The organism is Pseudomonas synxantha, from assembly GCF_900105675.1.
In the GTDB taxonomy this organism is placed as follows: domain Bacteria; phylum Pseudomonadota; class Gammaproteobacteria; order Pseudomonadales; family Pseudomonadaceae; genus Aquipseudomonas; species Aquipseudomonas synxantha.
The window spans coordinates 5,936,023-5,951,308 of record NZ_LT629786.1 but is presented as its reverse complement, the minus strand read 5'-3'; the positions used below and the strand labels follow the sequence as shown (position 1 = coordinate 5,951,308).

Sequence of the window (15,286 nt, the reverse complement as noted above, 5' to 3'; positions counted from 1 at the left end):
TTCATAAATGCCAGGCAGTGCCTGGCATTTTTTATTACGCCCGATGCCCCATGGTTTTGACATGTTAACGCCTGGGCCGGGGCAAACCGTGCAATAGGTCTTAGCTAACCAACCGCGACGGCTCCCAACTGCAGAGGGCAATTGGAAGCCTTGACCCCAGAAGGGACGAGTTATGAAGAGTTTGCTTGAACGCCCTGATGACCAAGCTGGGCATGAAGGTCATAGCCATGAGCATGGCGGCATTTTTGGCATGAACACGGAGCTGATTTTCGCGCTGATCTGTGGTGCCCTCCTGGGTGCCGGAGCTCTCGCAGGACAACTTGACCTGATTGATCGACTGCCCCTGATTCTGTACGTGTCGGCCTATGTGTTCGGTGGATGGTTCACCACCAAGGAAGCGATCAGCAACATCCGCCAGAAACGCTTCGAGATCGATTCGCTGATGCTTCTCGCCGCAGCCGGTGCCGCGAGCATTGGCGCCTGGGCGGAGGGGGCTCTGCTGCTGTTCCTGTTCAGTCTGGGGCATTCCCTTGAAAGCTACGCGATGGGGCGGGCCAAGAAAGCGATTGAGGCACTGTCCAAGCTCGCACCAGCCACCGCGATCGTACGCAGAGCAAATGGCACGTTGGAAATGCCTGTGGAGCTGCTGGTTCCCGGTGACGTTGTCATCGTGCGCCCCAATGACCGCCTACCGGCCGATGGTTTTGTTGTAGTGGGCTCCTCAAGTATCAACCAGGCGCCAGTAACCGGTGAGAGCGTCCCCGTGGACAAGCAACCTGTCCCTGATGCCGAACTCGCACGCAGCAAGCCAGATGCAGTGGATGCAGCCTCGAAAGTCTTCGCCGGTACCATCAATGGCGAAACGCTCATCGAGGTTGAGGTAACACGGCGCTCTACGGAAAGTACCCTGGCGCGGGTCATCAAGATGGTCAGTGAAGCCGAAGTCAGGAAGTCACCGACCCAGCGATTCACGGACCGCTTCCAACGCATATTCGTCCCGTTGGTTTTGCTGCTGGTAGTCGGGCTGCTATTTGCCGGCATTTTCCTTGATGAGCCGTTCCGTGACTCGTTCTACCGGGCGATGGCCGTACTGGTTGCAGCCAGCCCCTGCGCGCTGGCGATCGCAACACCAAGCGCCATTCTATCTGGCATCGCCAGGGCAGCCCGAGGTGGCGTGCTGATCAAGGGCGGTGCACCGCTTGAAGAGCTCGGCTCCTTGAATGCCATGGCATTCGACAAGACCGGTACCCTGACCGAAGGGCGCCCACGCATCACCGATGTAATACCGGTAGGCGGCACGCAGATCGAGGATCTACTAAACGTCGCCATCGCTGTGGAGTCGATGAGCGACCATCCGCTGGCTGCGGCAATTGTGCGTGACGGTGAAGAGATGATTGGCACACGGCGCCGATTGCAAGCCAAGAACATGAGCAACATGATTGGCCGCGGCGTACGTGCCGAGCTTGATGGGCAGTTCGTCTGGATTGGCAAGGTCGAGATGTTCGGTACCAATGGTATTCCCGCACTGAGCAAGGCAGCCTTGGAGGCTGCGGAGCGTCTGCGTCAGTCGGGCCGCACAACCATGGTGGTACGTCGCGCTGACAAGGATCTGGGCGCTATCGGGCTATTGGACACACCCCGAGAGGGTGCCAAAGAGGCACTCCAGAAACTCAGAGAGATGGGCATCGACCGCATGGTCATGATTTCTGGGGACCACAACCGCGTTGCAGAGGCGGTAGCCAAACAAGTTGGCTTAGATGAGGCGTGGGGAGACCTAATGCCGGAAGACAAGGTCAAGGCCATCAAGAACCTGCGCCTCAGCGCCAGGGTGGCCATGGTGGGTGACGGCGTGAATGATGCCCCTGCCATGGCCAATTCGAGCGTTGGCATCGCAATGGGGGCTGCCGGATCTGATGTCGCCCTGGAAACGGCTGATATCGCGCTTATGGCTGACGACATCAGGCAACTCCCATTTGCGGTGGGGCTGAGCCGTCACACGCGATCGATCATCCGCCAGAACCTGTTCGTCAGCTTGGGGATTGTGGCCATCTTGGTTCCGTCTACCATCATGGGCTTGAGCATTGGTGCCGCCGTTGCGATCCATGAGGGCTCCACACTGCTGGTCGTCTTCAACGCCTTGCGGTTGTTGGCCTACCGCAGAAGCTCCTGATCCCTGAGCTTCAATCATGAAGCTAAGCAGGGAAATGACTTGAAGTAGAAGTACGGGTCGTGCGCGATCAGCGCACGACCCGTACTTTTCTCACTCGTCGATCCCGATGCGCTTGAGGCTTTCAAGGGCCTTCCCACACTCAGGTGAGCCGTGCCTTAAGCCGCAGGCCAACGCAGCTTTGAGACTCATGACACCGGCTACGAAACCGACTTGATTGCCGACCCCTTGTCCGTTCGCAAATCCCTGATCATACGCAATCTCCACAAGTGCATTGATCGCCGCCAGGGTGTCTTGTTTGTTGGTACTGTTCTGCATATCTACTCCGCGAGCATTCAGCTCATATCGCTCGGTTAGATGGCGGCGCCTTCAGGTTTGGGGTGAGCGAATCCCGCTCCCATAGCCAATCCCTAACGGGGGGCATAGCCCGCCACCGTAAGGAAAATCAGCTATTGAGAGCAGGTGACTCGTTTTGGTCACGCGTGCTGCTCGCCTCACCGCATTGGCACTGAGTGGGTACATCCGGATAGCCGCTGTGTTTCTCGACGAACAGCGTTTGGCAGGTGGTGCACCCATAAATCCGCGGCAGAGACTTCAGACCACCTGGCAGCACATCGCTCAAGGGCTCGTTATGCCAAGGAGCCCCGTCAAGGATCTTGGAGCGCAGGATGTTTCCCAGCCGCCAGGTGTTACTTTGTGCGCGCCAGAACCACATCGGCGCCGAAAGTGAATACTGGATGAAGGTCTCTTCCGGCTGTTTGGAGAGCATCGGAAATTTAGGGCGGGTCGATCCGGAATCGATGATAGTGAACCCCATGCCCATCTCAGCGCTCGGATGGGTCTGTTCACCGAAATAGCGGTCGTGACTCGCCGAAGCCGTAGCTTGATGATCAGTCGGCGGAAATACCCACAGATAGCACTCGCTTCGAGTCACCATTTCGACGAGCTGGCTCTGTCCCCGTATAGGGAAATCTGCAGCCAGTGCGAAGCGATCTTTCCACGTGATTTTCGGAGGCGGTGCCATACCCGCCGCAATGGCCAGCGTCGCCGTTTTCGGGACGAATCGATCGCCGAGCTCGTTCAGATCCAGATTCTTGCAAAGGGCTTTGAATGCCTTTTTACGAGTCTTCGAGGTGAAGGAGGGGTCGAGGAGCAGGCGAACCTGGTTCACGCCTATCCCTGCAGCTCGTAGTACTTCGATGACTTCTTCAGCCACGCCGACTGCTTGAAGATCGGTCAATCCCAAGCACTTTTTCGCCCGCTCAATCGTCTCGTAGAGGTTGTACTGCCTGTCGCTGTCACGGCATACCTGGATTGGCAGATTGTCTTGGGAGTCAACTTCTGGGGAGACGGAGCCAATGGCAGCGTGGAGCAACTGGTGAATGTGCTGGTGAGCGTACGGGCGACCGGAAGCCGAGAATGAGGCGTGCAGCTGAGCAGCGAGAGGTTGAAGCAGCTTTTTGGCAGACATGACTATCCCCTAATGAGCGACGTTGGGGTAGCTGCGCTTGTAGGGCCGTTAGACGCGAAGCTGGACGTCGAATCAGGTTCAATCATGAGTAGGAGTCAGGTTTGGTTTGCTTGCACGGCCACCATGCAAAACCCGACGCGGCAATCACACCAGATTCGCCGAGTTTTGGCAAGAGAGGTCATCAGGTGAGCGAGAGCAGGTAGGAGGAGGACGCTCCAAGCTCGATCACGTCAGAAACAGGGAAGCCGGAAGCACATTGAGCGCTTCCGGCTTTCTCACGTCAGACTGATGAGAGGGATCAGAAGACGTATTGCAGGCGGGTCACGATTGCATTGCCGCTGTCGTCGCCCACGGTGTTCTCGTTATTGTCAGTACGCACGTTGATGTAGTTGGCACTGAGTTTCACTGCCTCGTTGACATACCAGTTCACACCCACAGTGTGGCTCTTGGCCTTGCGCTCGTTCGATTGATCCGCTGCGGTGACCAGGTTGCCGTCTTCGACCTTGATATCGTCAAAGCGGTAGAAAACTTCCCAGGCCCCCAGTTCCTTGTTCTCTGGTTTGATAGTGTCGAACTTGGCACCGTCGAGCTTGTAGATACGCGGCTCGCCGGTCAGGGTGTAAGCCATCTGGGCGTAGTAACCAGAGGCCTTCATGTCGCTGTTGGCCTGGTCAGCTTTCAGCTTGCGGCGAAGGTATTCCGCTTGCACCGAGAACGGGCCGGTGGCCCAGGCACCTTCGAGACCCCAGACCGAATCGTCCTTCCACAGGCCATCTTGTGCGGCGGCACCGCCAAACAGCATGCGGTTGCCGTTGGTGCCGGCATCGCCGCCGCCATTGGTATCTACACCGCGAACGCCAAGACGCGAACGAATCCGGGTATCGACCGCACTGTTTTTGAGGTCGCGGTAAGCGTACTGAGCACCGACGTGCAGGACGTTGCCATCACTGTGCAGCGGTGCGAACACGGCACGTGCGTTGTAGCGCTTGGTGCTGTCGCCATCCGAGTTGTTGTTGGTTTCGCTGAAAACGCTACCGGAGACATAAGCCATGTCAGCGATGGTGCTGGTGGCTTGAACACCCATGCCGGCGTTGTCGTTGATCCAGTCCGCCAGGTCGTACGAGAGGTTCCGCTCCATGGCAGTGGTCCACTTCGAACTGGTGGCTTTCTCAAGACCGAAGTCGGTGTAGAAACGACCGAATCGCAGTTGGACGGGCTTGAAACCGGTGTAGGTCAGGCTGGCCTCGTCGAAGTAACCGTCGGAGTCGTTGCCCGTGTTGCGGGAAAGGTCGTAGTTGAGCTGATACTTCCAGTCGCGGTACAGAACGCCGCCGAGCTCAAGGTAGGCGCGACGGAAGTAGCCGGCGTCAGCGGTATCGCCATTCTTGGTGAAGACACCATCGAAACGGCCGTAGTCGGCCTGAACGCGACCGCCCAGTTTGAAACTGAATTCCTTGTCAGAAGTCGATACTTCAAGACCGCCCTTGGTCTTCAGAACGATGTCAGCTCCGTCAGTGGTTACTGTTCCGGAGAATGCTTGCGAGGAAAATGTGCCTATTATTGCGGCAGCCAACAGCTTTTCCCGCATGTTCGAAGAACGGATCATTGCTTGCCTCTCGTATGTTAAGTGCTTAGCTACCGACGTTGTATTTCGCCCTTCGTCGGCCTAAATTTATCTTGCAGATGGGAGCAGGCCACGGTTGTCACCTGCTGTAACAAGATGCCTTTGTTCTAAGCACTCTGACTAGATTGCAAGCGAATATGACAGTTGTGTTTCTGTAGTGTTAACAGGAGAGTTTGAAACCTAACAAAACTGTTACCGAACAAGCCAGTCCTTCTTATCAAAGAAGCTCTTCTTGATCAATCTACGGATTTCCAGAACGTGCGGGTTGCGGGCAAGCTTGGTTTTGATAACAAGATAGACATCTTTCTCCTCCAGATCGTCCAAAAAACCCGGCACCGGCAGAATATTCCTCTCCATCTTTCGACTATAGTCGGGCAGCACACCGATACACGCGCCTCCTACGACAAGGCCACGGGATAAGTTATAGTTCTTTACCCGAGTGGTACCGCCCTGATGCTCAGCCATTATCGATGCCCACTTTCGTGAGCCCGCCAAAATCTCTTCATCCCAAGGGATAACGAGCATGAAGTTGTGCAAATCCAGGCTCTGCACTGGAAGGGTGACGCTTCTTGAGTAGCGGCTGGAAATGAACAGCGAGTGCCCAATCCGGCCAAGCCGTTCAAACCTATACGTAGGATGGCGATCAAACGCGCCCTCATCATCTGGGCTCACGAAAGCGATACCCACATCGACTTCACACTCAGAGAGCATCTGCGTTGTGCACTCTGAATGGATTTCAAGCTGCATTTCGGCATGATCGCGCACGTAGGCGACTAGATCGCGGTTTACGATGTCGCTCAACACTGGCTCCGTGATCGCGATGGTAAGCCTGGGGACTTCCTTTTCACCGGACTTGCCAAGGCCGTCTGGGCCGAAGAGCTGGCACAGGTAATGGCTGACCCTCTCGCCAGTGCGGGTCAGGGCAAGCTTGTTGTGTTTGTATACAAACACGGGAGCACCAATGTGCTCTTCCAGTTTCTCCAAGCGTTTCCGAAGGCCTACCACTGGCACATTGAGCCCCCGGGCAGCCTGTTTGAAACTGGCACAACGTGCTGTTGCGAAAAACTCTACGGCCAGCTGATCATCAATTGGCAGATCATCCAATATGTCAGGACTGTAAGGAACAACGCTGCTTGTAAATGTTTCATTTTGTGTAACCATTGGGTCCCCCTTAATTCGGGGAATCTATCTCAATGCCACCCAGCATTTCCTTATCTTGTCAGCATTGTAATCCGCAGGTCATGCATGCGTTATCGGAAGGTTTTATTTCGAAAGCGTAATTTTCGAGCAATCTTGCTGATATTGTAGCGTGCTAGCCTAGCGCGCCAATTTCATTACTTGGCAGATCTAAATTTAGCCAATTACGCATTTACATTTGGTTCACTTTTTTTTCACCTTTGCCTCCATAGGCTTTGGGCATGGAAAATCAAACCCTACCTCTTACTACCTTACTGATTCGTTATCTGGGGATCGGCTTCATAGCAACGGGAATCCATTATGCGGTGTTCCTAGTGCTGGTTACGACAGAATTATCTACTCCATTGCTAGCCAGTATCTGTGGAGGCATGGTTGGCGCTATCGCAAGCTTTATTGGAAATAGGGCGCTCTGCTTTGTGTCAGATGGCTCTCGTAAGTTTCAGCCTGTCAGGTTTGCACTGGTCGCGTTAGCCACAAACTTCGGCAATGGCGTGGGTATGTGGTTCCTCATCAAGTCGAATCTGTCACCGCTCATCTCCCAACTTGTAGTGACCTTAAGCCTCACTGCACTTGGATTCATTGCACATCGTTTTTGGACATTCAATCATGCAGACATTACATCGCTTTCCCGAGCGCCCTGATCCCTTGTTAACCATCGTCGTCCCTTGCTTCCAGGAAGAGGAAACCATCCCCGAGTTCCACCAGCGGATCACCCGCGTCGTGAAGCGCTTACCCGTCTCCTGCGAAATCCTCTATATCGACGATGGCAGTAACGACCGAACGGCCGACATTCTTCGCCACTATCAGGATGGGTCATCTGTACGTTGTCTGTCCCTGAGTCGCAACTTCGGCAAAGAGGCTGCACTCAGCGCCGGGATAGACCATGCCCGTGGCAGTGCGCTGATCTTCATCGATGTCGACCTGCAGGACCCACCAGAGCTCATCTCGGCCATGGTGGACCACTGGCAACGCGGTTACGACGTGGTGAACATGCAACGCAACCTGAGAGTCGGTGATTCGTGGTTTAAGCGCATGAGTGCCCGGGCTTACTACTGGGTCATGCAGCGCCTGGTGGAGAAGGTGGACATGCCGGCCGATGTCAGCGATTTCCGATTGATTGGGCCTGCGCCGCTGGCAGCACTGCGGGCGCTGGACGAACGCTCCAGGATTCTCAAAGGCATGATCGGCTGGGTAGGCTTCCGTACCATCGAGCTGCCCTACAATCGCACCGTTCGCCATGCCGGCAGCACCAAGTGGAATGCAGCTGGCCTGTTCAATCTGGCCATCGAAAGCATCGTCAGCTTCTCTCGCAAACCGCTGCGCATTTTCAGCCTCATCAGTTTCGGTCTTTTCGTCTCCAGCATCTGCTACATGCTTGCGTCGCTTGTGGCAGGAAGTTTCGACATCCATCACCTGATCGTCGGAATGGCTTCATTCATGTGCGTCGGTGTCGCCATGGTGGGGGAGTACCTGGGCGTGACACTCGCGGAAGTGAAGCGCCGGCCTCTCTATTTCCTGAAGCACAGCAGCAAGGCGGATCCCGTGTCACTCCACCCTTCGATGGCCTCGATCGAGGGTAAGAAATGCTGAGCCTGAAAAACGAGCGGACGCTGTGGTGGATCCTGGGTTCGATTTTGCTCTTGCGTTTGGTGGGGCTGGGCATCTATCCACTGATGGACACATCGGAGGCTCGCTACGCTGAAATGGCTCGCAAGATGGTCGAGTTGAATGACTGGATCACGCCCATGTTCGACTACGGGGTACCGTTCTGGGGCAAGCCACCGTTGTCCTTCTGGACCCAGGCCGCAAGCATGACGGTCTTCGGCGTTAACGAGTTCGCTGCGCGTTTCCCGGCGTGGCTGCTGCACCTGGCAAGCTGTTTCATCATCATCAAACTCGGCACGCAGCAGATTTCCCGTAACGCCGGCATCTGGGCCGCCATTATCTTTTCCAGCACCACCCTTGGCCTAGTCTCCAGCGGTGTCGTGCTGACCGACCCTGTTTTGTCGTTCTCGATTCTGCTGGCCAGCTACGGTTTCTGGCGTTGGATGAAGTGCGCCAGCAAGGCGGATGCCTACCTGATGTTCGCAGGTCTCGGGCTGGGCTTGCTTGCCAAAGGCCCTCTGACCCTAGTGCTTATGGGGGCGCCGGCATTCGCCTGGTTCGTTATCTACAAGGAATGGGGACGGGTACTGAGGCTTCCCTGGATCAGCGGCCTTGTACTCATGTTCGGTATATCCGTGCCTTGGTATGTCGCGGCCGAGATGAAAACGCCCGGCTTCATGGAGTACTTCTTCGTTGGTGAGCACTGGAGCCGCTACGTCGTCAGTAACTGGGCGGGCGACCTATACGGCAGTGCTCATGCCAAGCCATATGGCACCATCTGGATCCAGCTCGGACTGTCGCTACTGCCGTGGGCCTTTTTCTTACCATTACTGATCCGCAAGCGTGAATCAATGCAGCGCTTCGAGGCTTACCTCTGGCTGTGGGCCTTGGCGACACCGGTCTTCTTCACATTTGCAGGCAACATTCTGTGGACCTACCTGCTACCTGCGCTGCCAGCCTGGGCATTGCTGCTATCCGGACGGATCAGCGATGTTGGCCCGAAGACTACATGGGCTGCCGCGGCGAGTGCATTGGTGTTACCAATCATCGGTGCGGGCATCATCTACGCCGGGGTACTTGAGGAGCGACCTCAGAATCAGCGAGATGTGGTTCAAGCCTGGCTCAATGTGCAGTCTGCTCATTCCGCTCCCCTGATCTATCCTGGCCGCCGCTCATACTCGTCGGAGTTTTACAGCAGCGGAAAGTCCGAGAACATCAAGGATCCTGCCAAGTGGCCGCAGGATGGCTCGTTCTATCTGTCCAGGCGCTTGCGAGACAGCAAGGATGGTCTGCCCGCTGATCTAGCATGTACAGCGATCACCGAAGCGAACGCCAGCCAGCTCATGCTGTGCCATTGGAAACGTACCGTACAAGGTGCCGAGGGTCTGGCTGGAGAAAGCAATGCGGAAACGCCTCGCAAGAACGAAGGCTAAATTCCAAGCACAAAAAAGCCAGGTTTTATCCTGGCTTTTTTGTCGATTTCTTTCGTCATTTGAAGTCCTATTTAACCGCCGATTAATTGTCGGCTTGTTCCTTACCATCCTTGCTTTCTTTCTTTTGCTCTTGAGCGACTTGTTGTTTGTTCTGGTCCGAAGAGTCATCGCTCCATAGGCGAGCCTGTTCGGTTCGGAAGTTTTCATTGAACTGTTTCGCTCGCTCGAAGCCACCTTCAGCGTAAGCGGTACCCATGAGACCCAGCAGCAGGCTGCCAATAGCGATAGATTTGACAAATTTCATTGTGAACCTCGGTTCATACTAGGCCTGCCTGATTAGCGGCCTTTGTTGGTTTGTAGTTTAGGAACGCGAAGCTAACGACAAGGTGAGTCAATAATTACAATTCCGTAATTTTGGCGGCAGGCAGGATGCGTTAAATCCTCAAATCTGGAAGGATCATGTCTATCTCGGCACTGTCGAGGGCGACTAAGAATTTTCTCTTAAATTACAATTTTGATATCTAGCGCGTTAATTCAGCGCGGCGTTGTTGGCCGCCCTAGGAGATAGCCATGAATGACATAGAGCCCTGGGCAGTTGCTATCGGTGACTTTCGCCGCTGCACTGAAAAACTCACTGTCCAGCTCGATGAGCTGACCTCGCAGACGCGGACCTCCAGCGCTGTTCTGGAGAGGTCGAACGAACTGGTGGAGCAGGTGGACGCTGTCGGCCGGCAGATTCAGGAGGAGGTGCGAAAGGCGGAGAAGGCTTGGTCGAACGCGGAGGAGGTTGCCTTGCGCGCCGCTGCATCAGCGTATTCAGCTGCATGCCGCGGAGTCGACACCGCCATCCAGCCACTGATCTCGGAGCTTACAGCAGCGACAAAGGCGGCGGACGCCTCTATCCAGGAGCTCAAGCGGGCACCGGTGCTGGCCAAGCGTTATGTGATGGTGGTCGCCACGTCGTTCTTCATTCTGGCGCTGATCTGTGTCTACTCGACCATGCGCCTGATCGATGCCGCCGGCAGCGTAAGTGCTCAAGAGAAAGTGAATGCTCAGTACTTCTCACACCTGTGGAAGAACGCCAATCCTGACGAGCAGAAGATCATCAAGTCGGTGATTCTGCGGTCGCCTATGGACCCTGTGGTCCTCCGGCACTGATGCATTGAGCAAACAAAAAGGCCCGTCGATGGACGGGCCTAATCATGTCTGCGCGGTTTAAGCGGCGGTCATTGCTGGCTGCAGTTGCTGGGCTGCGGGAAAGTGAAGGTGGAACCAGGTGAAGTTTTCTTCGGTCACCTCCACGCTCGCCGACCCTTGGTGCAGGCTCATGATCGACTGCACAATGGCCAAGCCAAGACCGGTACCGCCTTCGCTCCGTGCTCGGCTCTTGTCCACACGGTAGAACCGCTCAAATAAGTGCGCATGGTGTTCCTTGGCAATACCGCGGCCGGGGTTGCCGACACTCAAGGTCGTACCGCTCGCACTATGCTGCACCTTCACGTAGACCGTGCGGCCGCGAGGGCAGTAGCGGATCGCGTTCGACACGAGGTTTGAGACGGCCCGTTGAACCATCAGGCGGTTCCCGCGTACCACATCATCACTCCCAGAAATCTGCAGCTGGATCTCGCCTTCCTCTGCCGAAATGCTGAAGAGGTCGCATACGCGCTGAACCTCGTCGACCAGGGACACCGGTTCGAACTCCACCATGGACGCAGGGTGACTGACCTGGGCCAAGAACAGCATGTCGGAAACCATGCGGCTCATGCGGTCCAACTCTTCTGTGCACGACTCTAGAACCTCCCGGTACTCGGAAAGCGATCTTTCTCTGGTCAAGGCAACCTGGGCCTTGCCCATCAGGTTGGAAAGCGGTGCTCGAAGTTCGTGGGCAAGGTCGTCAGAGAACTGCGAGAGCTGCTGAACGCCATCATCCAGGCGAGCCAGCATGATGTTGATGCCGTCGGCGAGCTTCTTGAGTTCTGCCGGCATCCCATCAGTCGGAAGACGATGGTCGAGGCTCTCCGTTGAGATCTTTGACGCCACCTTGAGGAATTTGGTCAGCGGCAGCAGGCCTCTGCGCACGGTCCACCAGCCAATGGCCAAGATCAGTGCGAGGATGACGGGGGACATCATCAAGGCCCAAGTCAGCAACGCATCAAGCAGTGCCTCACTGGATGACTGGTCCATGGTCATATAGACGCTGACCTCTGTTCCATCGCCCAAGCGCATGATCCGAGAAGCACTCAGCAGAGGACGGTCCTGCGTATCACGCCATTCATGCTCTTTAGGCTGGGCCGCCGGCTGAAACTTGTGCACCTCCAGATTGACCTGTTTCGAGCCAATCGAGAGCAGAGGAGTCTGATTCTGTGAGGTATCGAATATGCTCACATACAGGTTGTTGTGGCCCATGACCAAATCGACAAGCTGATGTGCATCTGCGTTGACGCCGGAGATATCCGGGATGGTGGACAGGTTGTGAGCCATCCCCGCCATCTTTACTTCCAGGTCCGCTCGGGCATTTCTTTCCAGAGCCTTACCTACCATCAGATAGCCAAAGGTGGCGAACAGAAGCAGCAACGCTGCGCTCATCAACCCAACTTTTAACCCCAGCTTTGCAGCCAGGCTGAATGGCCTCATGCGCGTTCCTCAAAAACGTACCCAACGCCACGAAGCGTGTGAATGAGCTTGGTTTCAAACGGGTCATCGATCTTCGAGCGCAAGCGCCGGATGGCTACATCGATGACATTGGTGTCGCAATCGAAATTCATATCCCAGACCAACGAGATGATCTGGGAACGAGTCAGCGCTTCGCCCGTTCGGCTCATGAGCAGGTGCAGAAGCGCAAATTCCTTGGTGGTGAGATCGATGCGTGTGCCACCGCGGAAGACGCGATGGCGGACGGAGTCGAGTTCCAGATCCGCAATTTTCAGCGAGCTCTTCTCGACCAACTCATCACCACGGCGTTGCAGCGAACGGATGCGAGCAAGCAGTTCAGGGAATTCGAATGGCTTCACAAGGTAGTCATCCGCGCCGCCGTCCAAGCCCTTGAGCTTGTCATTGATGCGTCCGCGGGCGGTCAGCATGATGATGCGGACCCGGCTGGTCTTACGGATGGTTTCCAGCAGGTCCCAGCCGTCGATACCGGGGAGGTTCACGTCCAGAAGGACCAACGAATAGACATTAGTGTTGAACAAGTGCAGGGCATCTACACCGTTGTGCACGATATCTACGACATACCCGCTTTCGGATAGGCCCTGCTGAAGATATTCGGCAGTTTTAATTTCGTCTTCCACAACTAGAACGCGCATAACTTATCTCAAGGTGTGAGGAAGGAGTTGGCCTAATCCGCCAAGATTATGGTTGCAGGCTGTTCGAAAGATAGGCTGAGGGTATGGCATGTGGTAGTCGCTACCTCTGTCCATACGCCGGGTCACCTGAGGACGCTTGAATCTTAACGCGAAGAAGCTGGCCGCGGCGAAATCCTACAAATTTGTAATGTAGCCGCAAGATTTCTGACAGTCATGCAGGCTCCAGCTCTGAGCTTAGCGGATTCTGGGGTCTGCGACGGTGTATGACAGCTTCGCCTGACAGGCGGAATCGGCCATGACAGGCAGTATTTCGGTCGCCAGCTTGCAGAGACTGGCGCTGGCCTTGCATCGAGTGCGCCACGCAGGCAGTCCCCATGCACGGCCGCGAACTGCTACGCCTTTCTGCGAATTAGTTCACTTGGTGGCTCAGTAGTCTCCCGAATAATTACCTTACAATCTATTACATGTCCAAATTGTAATTGCGCGATCATCTTGGTGTTAGCCTCCTTTGCTAGTTTAAGGGCAGCGGAAGAGGCATCGCTGCTTTGGAAATTGTCTCATTTCAAAGCAGCTTGGCAAGAGCAGCGGGCAGTTGTTCTCGTCAATGCATTCACCTGTAAACCATACGCTCCTTTGGTAGGTGAATTTTAGCGCCCCCCTACGGGCGCTTTTTTATTAAGGGACTTCTTATGAACACTACTGTATCAGCGATCGCCGTGTTTATGCTCTTCACATCACTAACAGCCAATGCACAAAGCGGTATGGAAATAAACCAACGCATTGAGCGTTCTGCTAGAGAGGCTACTGCGGATTATGCTCAGCGCGTAAAAAAGCCCATGCCTCAACTTGAAGACTATGCCTACGGTATGGACCTTGACGTTGGTAAGTTGGTGTATGTATCACCCAGCGTGCGGTACTGCGGTAATGTAAGAAGTATGATGACCTACGAAGACTCGAAAGGCGAGCTGCACATGGTTCGCTACCTGGTGAAGGGCGAGTGTATTAACAGCCGTTAAGGCTCATCAAGATGATGTCTGCGGTCGCCGGATCATAGAAGCTCAATGCCGAACCGGCGCAGCAGTACGGCGAAACATCCGAAACTGGCCATTGTGATGAGGATGCTGCTGATAAGGGTCGGCCAGAAGCCGAGCTTAGGTAGCAGCAACGGGAACGCGATAAACATCGGCAGTGTAGGAAGCACGTACCAGAACGTGTACCAAGCATGATTGGAGATCTTCTCCATGCTCTGGTTCTCCAAATAGAGCCAGACCAGCGTCAAGACAGTGACCAGGGGTAGGGCGGCGACCAGGCCGCCCAGCTTGTCACTGCGTTTCGCCAGCTCTGATACGAGAATCACTATTCCGGCAGTGAGTAGGTACTTCGTGATGATCCAAGCCATCGCTGAACCTTCTGGGGATTGTGGACGGGGGAGGTGAAGCCATTCTCCAACCCCTCTCGAAGTGCTCCTGCCGTTTACGCCATCCCTCATCGCATTTCTTCTACAACATCCCCCTCAGCCAGGAAGGGGATGTGTCTGCATGGTGTTTACCGATCGATCAGTGCGAGGGCGAGGGAACGCTCTCGTGGAAAGCTGCCCGCTCGATCTGGATGGTGCAGTGATGGATTTCAAATCCATCGCTGACAGCATCCACGACGGCCGCCAACACAGCATCCCCATCTGCAGAATCCCGTACCACTACGTGCGACGTCATCACGTTGCTGCCACTGCTGACGGCCCAGACGTGCAAGTCATGAACGTCCGTGACCCCATCTACGCCGCGGATGGTGGCCTCGATTGCCGTAACGTCGAGCCCCCTCGGCACACCCTCCATGAGAATCCCCAGGCTTTCGCGAAGCAACTGCCACGTCCGCGGCAGTACCCAAAGTCCGATTGCCACAGCGACAATCGTGTCGACCCAGGTCCAGCCCGTGAAGCGGATGATGAGTGCTGCAATGATTACGCCTAGCGAGCCGAGCATGTCGCTCCAAACTTCGAGGTAGGCGCCTTTGACGTTAAGGCTCTCGTTGCTCGCAGATGCCAGAAGGCGCATCGAGATTAGGTTGATGATCAGGCCGGCGATTGCGATCCACATCATCGCCCCGGTAGCGATCTCCGCCGGCATGAAAAAGCGCTGGTAGGCCTCGTACAAGATGTACATCGCCACCAGGAAGAGCAGCACGGCGTTGAACGTCGAAGCCAGAATCTCCAGGCGCGCATAGCCGAAGGTTCTTTTCTGATCCGCCGGGCGCTTGGCTATCTGAAGTGCAATCAGTGAGATCGCCAAGGCGGCAGTATCTGTGAACATGTGGGATGCGTCAGACAGCAGCGCCAGGCTGCCGGTAATCCACGCACCGATCACTTCTGCAATCATGAAGCTGCCAGTCAAGGCGAGCGCCATGATTAGCTTCTTCTGATGCCCCTCGCGTACTGCAGCGCTGCCATGGTCATGATTTGAACCCACGTATTTCTCCTTGCGCAGGGTT

The 15,286-nt window shown here is 55.5% G+C and carries 15 protein-coding genes; 6 read left to right on the top strand and 9 right to left on the bottom strand.

What is annotated here, in order from left to right; translation table 11 throughout:
* The first annotated feature begins 172 nt into the window (after nucleotides 1–172).
* Complete coding sequence (locus BLU48_RS27605) at nucleotides 173–2,170, top strand: heavy metal translocating P-type ATPase (protein WP_009682002.1); 1,998 nt, start codon at nucleotides 173–175, stop codon at nucleotides 2,168–2,170.
* A gap of 90 nt (nucleotides 2,171–2,260) precedes the next feature.
* Here BLU48_RS27605 and BLU48_RS27600 read toward each other — a convergent pair whose 3' ends face one another.
* The 4 genes from BLU48_RS27600 to BLU48_RS27585 all read right to left on the bottom strand — a co-directional run bounded on the left by BLU48_RS27600 (nucleotide 2,261) and on the right by BLU48_RS27585 (nucleotide 6,423).
* Nucleotides 2,261–2,485, bottom strand: a complete 225-nt coding sequence (locus BLU48_RS27600) for a hypothetical protein (protein ID WP_003253436.1) — start codon at nucleotides 2,483–2,485, stop codon at nucleotides 2,261–2,263.
* Between the two features lie 127 nt (nucleotides 2,486–2,612).
* Nucleotides 2,613–3,638, bottom strand: coding sequence for a hypothetical protein (locus tag BLU48_RS27595; protein ID WP_003253439.1), 1,026 nt, complete (start codon nucleotides 3,636–3,638; stop codon nucleotides 2,613–2,615).
* Between the two features lie 298 nt (nucleotides 3,639–3,936).
* Nucleotides 3,937–5,244 (bottom strand): OprO/OprP family phosphate-selective porin, encoded by a 1,308-nt coding sequence (locus tag BLU48_RS27590; RefSeq protein WP_003253440.1) that lies wholly within the window; start codon nucleotides 5,242–5,244, stop codon nucleotides 3,937–3,939.
* A gap of 210 nt (nucleotides 5,245–5,454) precedes the next feature.
* Nucleotides 5,455–6,423 (bottom strand): LysR family transcriptional regulator, encoded by a 969-nt coding sequence (locus BLU48_RS27585; protein ID WP_009682003.1) that lies wholly within the window; start codon nucleotides 6,421–6,423, stop codon nucleotides 5,455–5,457.
* Nucleotides 6,424–6,680: 257 nt separating this feature from the next.
* Here BLU48_RS27585 and BLU48_RS27580 point away from each other — a divergent pair, with 257 nt between their 5' ends.
* Genes BLU48_RS27580 through BLU48_RS27570 form a run of 3 tightly spaced genes read left to right on the top strand, consistent with a single transcriptional unit; the run spans nucleotide 6,681 to nucleotide 9,497 of the window.
* Nucleotides 6,681–7,100, top strand: coding sequence for a GtrA family protein (locus BLU48_RS27580; RefSeq protein ID WP_003253444.1), 420 nt, complete (start codon nucleotides 6,681–6,683; stop codon nucleotides 7,098–7,100).
* Nucleotides 7,066–8,049, top strand: a complete 984-nt coding sequence (locus BLU48_RS27575) for a glycosyltransferase family 2 protein (RefSeq protein ID WP_003253446.1) — start codon at nucleotides 7,066–7,068, stop codon at nucleotides 8,047–8,049. Before BLU48_RS27580 ends, BLU48_RS27575 begins: the two co-directional genes overlap by 35 nt.
* Complete coding sequence (locus BLU48_RS27570) at nucleotides 8,043–9,497, top strand: ArnT family glycosyltransferase (protein WP_003253448.1); 1,455 nt, start codon at nucleotides 8,043–8,045, stop codon at nucleotides 9,495–9,497. The genes BLU48_RS27575 and BLU48_RS27570 overlap by 7 nt, the downstream gene beginning before the upstream one ends.
* A gap of 82 nt (nucleotides 9,498–9,579) precedes the next feature.
* On the opposite strand, the gene BLU48_RS27565 is transcribed toward BLU48_RS27570, so the two are convergent.
* Nucleotides 9,580–9,801, bottom strand: coding sequence for a hypothetical protein (locus tag BLU48_RS27565; protein WP_003253450.1), 222 nt, complete (start codon nucleotides 9,799–9,801; stop codon nucleotides 9,580–9,582).
* A 266-nt stretch (nucleotides 9,802–10,067) separates the two neighbouring features.
* Here BLU48_RS27565 and BLU48_RS27560 point away from each other — a divergent pair, with 266 nt between their 5' ends.
* Nucleotides 10,068–10,655 (top strand): hypothetical protein, encoded by a 588-nt coding sequence (locus BLU48_RS27560; RefSeq protein WP_003253452.1) that lies wholly within the window; start codon nucleotides 10,068–10,070, stop codon nucleotides 10,653–10,655.
* Nucleotides 10,656–10,712: 57 nt separating this feature from the next.
* Here BLU48_RS27560 and BLU48_RS27555 read toward each other — a convergent pair whose 3' ends face one another.
* Nucleotides 10,713–12,131, bottom strand: coding sequence for a heavy metal sensor histidine kinase (locus BLU48_RS27555; protein ID WP_009682005.1), 1,419 nt, complete (start codon nucleotides 12,129–12,131; stop codon nucleotides 10,713–10,715).
* A complete protein-coding gene (locus tag BLU48_RS27550; protein ID WP_003253457.1) occupies nucleotides 12,128–12,802 on the bottom strand; it encodes a heavy metal response regulator transcription factor in 675 nt (224 codons plus the stop codon). Before BLU48_RS27550 ends, BLU48_RS27555 begins: the two co-directional genes overlap by 4 nt.
* A gap of 689 nt (nucleotides 12,803–13,491) precedes the next feature.
* Between BLU48_RS27550 and BLU48_RS27545 the strand changes: the two genes are divergently transcribed.
* The gene (locus tag BLU48_RS27545; protein WP_003253458.1) at nucleotides 13,492–13,818 is read left to right on the top strand and encodes a DUF2790 domain-containing protein; all 327 of its coding nucleotides are present in this window, start codon (nucleotides 13,492–13,494) and stop codon (nucleotides 13,816–13,818) included.
* A gap of 32 nt (nucleotides 13,819–13,850) precedes the next feature.
* Here the strand turns inward: BLU48_RS27545 and BLU48_RS27540 are convergent, their stop codons facing one another.
* Nucleotides 13,851–14,201: a DUF3147 family protein gene (locus BLU48_RS27540; RefSeq protein WP_003253461.1), complete on the bottom strand. Its 351-nt coding sequence runs from the start codon at nucleotides 14,199–14,201 to the stop codon at nucleotides 13,851–13,853.
* Nucleotides 14,202–14,358: 157 nt separating this feature from the next.
* Nucleotides 14,359–15,264 (bottom strand): cation diffusion facilitator family transporter, encoded by a 906-nt coding sequence (locus tag BLU48_RS27535; protein ID WP_003253462.1) that lies wholly within the window; start codon nucleotides 15,262–15,264, stop codon nucleotides 14,359–14,361.
* Nucleotides 15,265–15,286 lie beyond the last annotated feature (22 nt).

Bases quoted from the DNA above. Each gene is read 5' to 3' on its own strand.
- BLU48_RS27605 (WP_009682002.1), top strand. From the start codon at position 173: ATGAAGAGTTTGCTTGAACGCCCTGATGACCAAGCTGGGCATGAAGGT.
- BLU48_RS27600 (WP_003253436.1), bottom strand. From the start codon at position 2,485: ATGCAGAACAGTACCAACAAACAAGACACCCTGGCGGCGATCAATGCA.
- BLU48_RS27595 (WP_003253439.1), bottom strand. From the start codon at position 3,638: ATGTCTGCCAAAAAGCTGCTTCAACCTCTCGCTGCTCAGCTGCACGCC.
- BLU48_RS27590 (WP_003253440.1), bottom strand. From the start codon at position 5,244: ATGATCCGTTCTTCGAACATGCGGGAAAAGCTGTTGGCTGCCGCAATA.
- BLU48_RS27585 (WP_009682003.1), bottom strand. From the start codon at position 6,423: ATGGTTACACAAAATGAAACATTTACAAGCAGCGTTGTTCCTTACAGT.
- BLU48_RS27580 (WP_003253444.1), top strand. From the start codon at position 6,681: ATGGAAAATCAAACCCTACCTCTTACTACCTTACTGATTCGTTATCTG.
- BLU48_RS27575 (WP_003253446.1), top strand. From the start codon at position 7,066: ATGCAGACATTACATCGCTTTCCCGAGCGCCCTGATCCCTTGTTAACC.
- BLU48_RS27570 (WP_003253448.1), top strand. From the start codon at position 8,043: ATGCTGAGCCTGAAAAACGAGCGGACGCTGTGGTGGATCCTGGGTTCG.
- BLU48_RS27565 (WP_003253450.1), bottom strand. From the start codon at position 9,801: ATGAAATTTGTCAAATCTATCGCTATTGGCAGCCTGCTGCTGGGTCTC.
- BLU48_RS27560 (WP_003253452.1), top strand. From the start codon at position 10,068: ATGAATGACATAGAGCCCTGGGCAGTTGCTATCGGTGACTTTCGCCGC.
- BLU48_RS27555 (WP_009682005.1), bottom strand. From the start codon at position 12,131: ATGAGGCCATTCAGCCTGGCTGCAAAGCTGGGGTTAAAAGTTGGGTTG.
- BLU48_RS27550 (WP_003253457.1), bottom strand. From the start codon at position 12,802: ATGCGCGTTCTAGTTGTGGAAGACGAAATTAAAACTGCCGAATATCTT.
- BLU48_RS27545 (WP_003253458.1), top strand. From the start codon at position 13,492: ATGAACACTACTGTATCAGCGATCGCCGTGTTTATGCTCTTCACATCA.
- BLU48_RS27540 (WP_003253461.1), bottom strand. From the start codon at position 14,201: ATGGCTTGGATCATCACGAAGTACCTACTCACTGCCGGAATAGTGATT.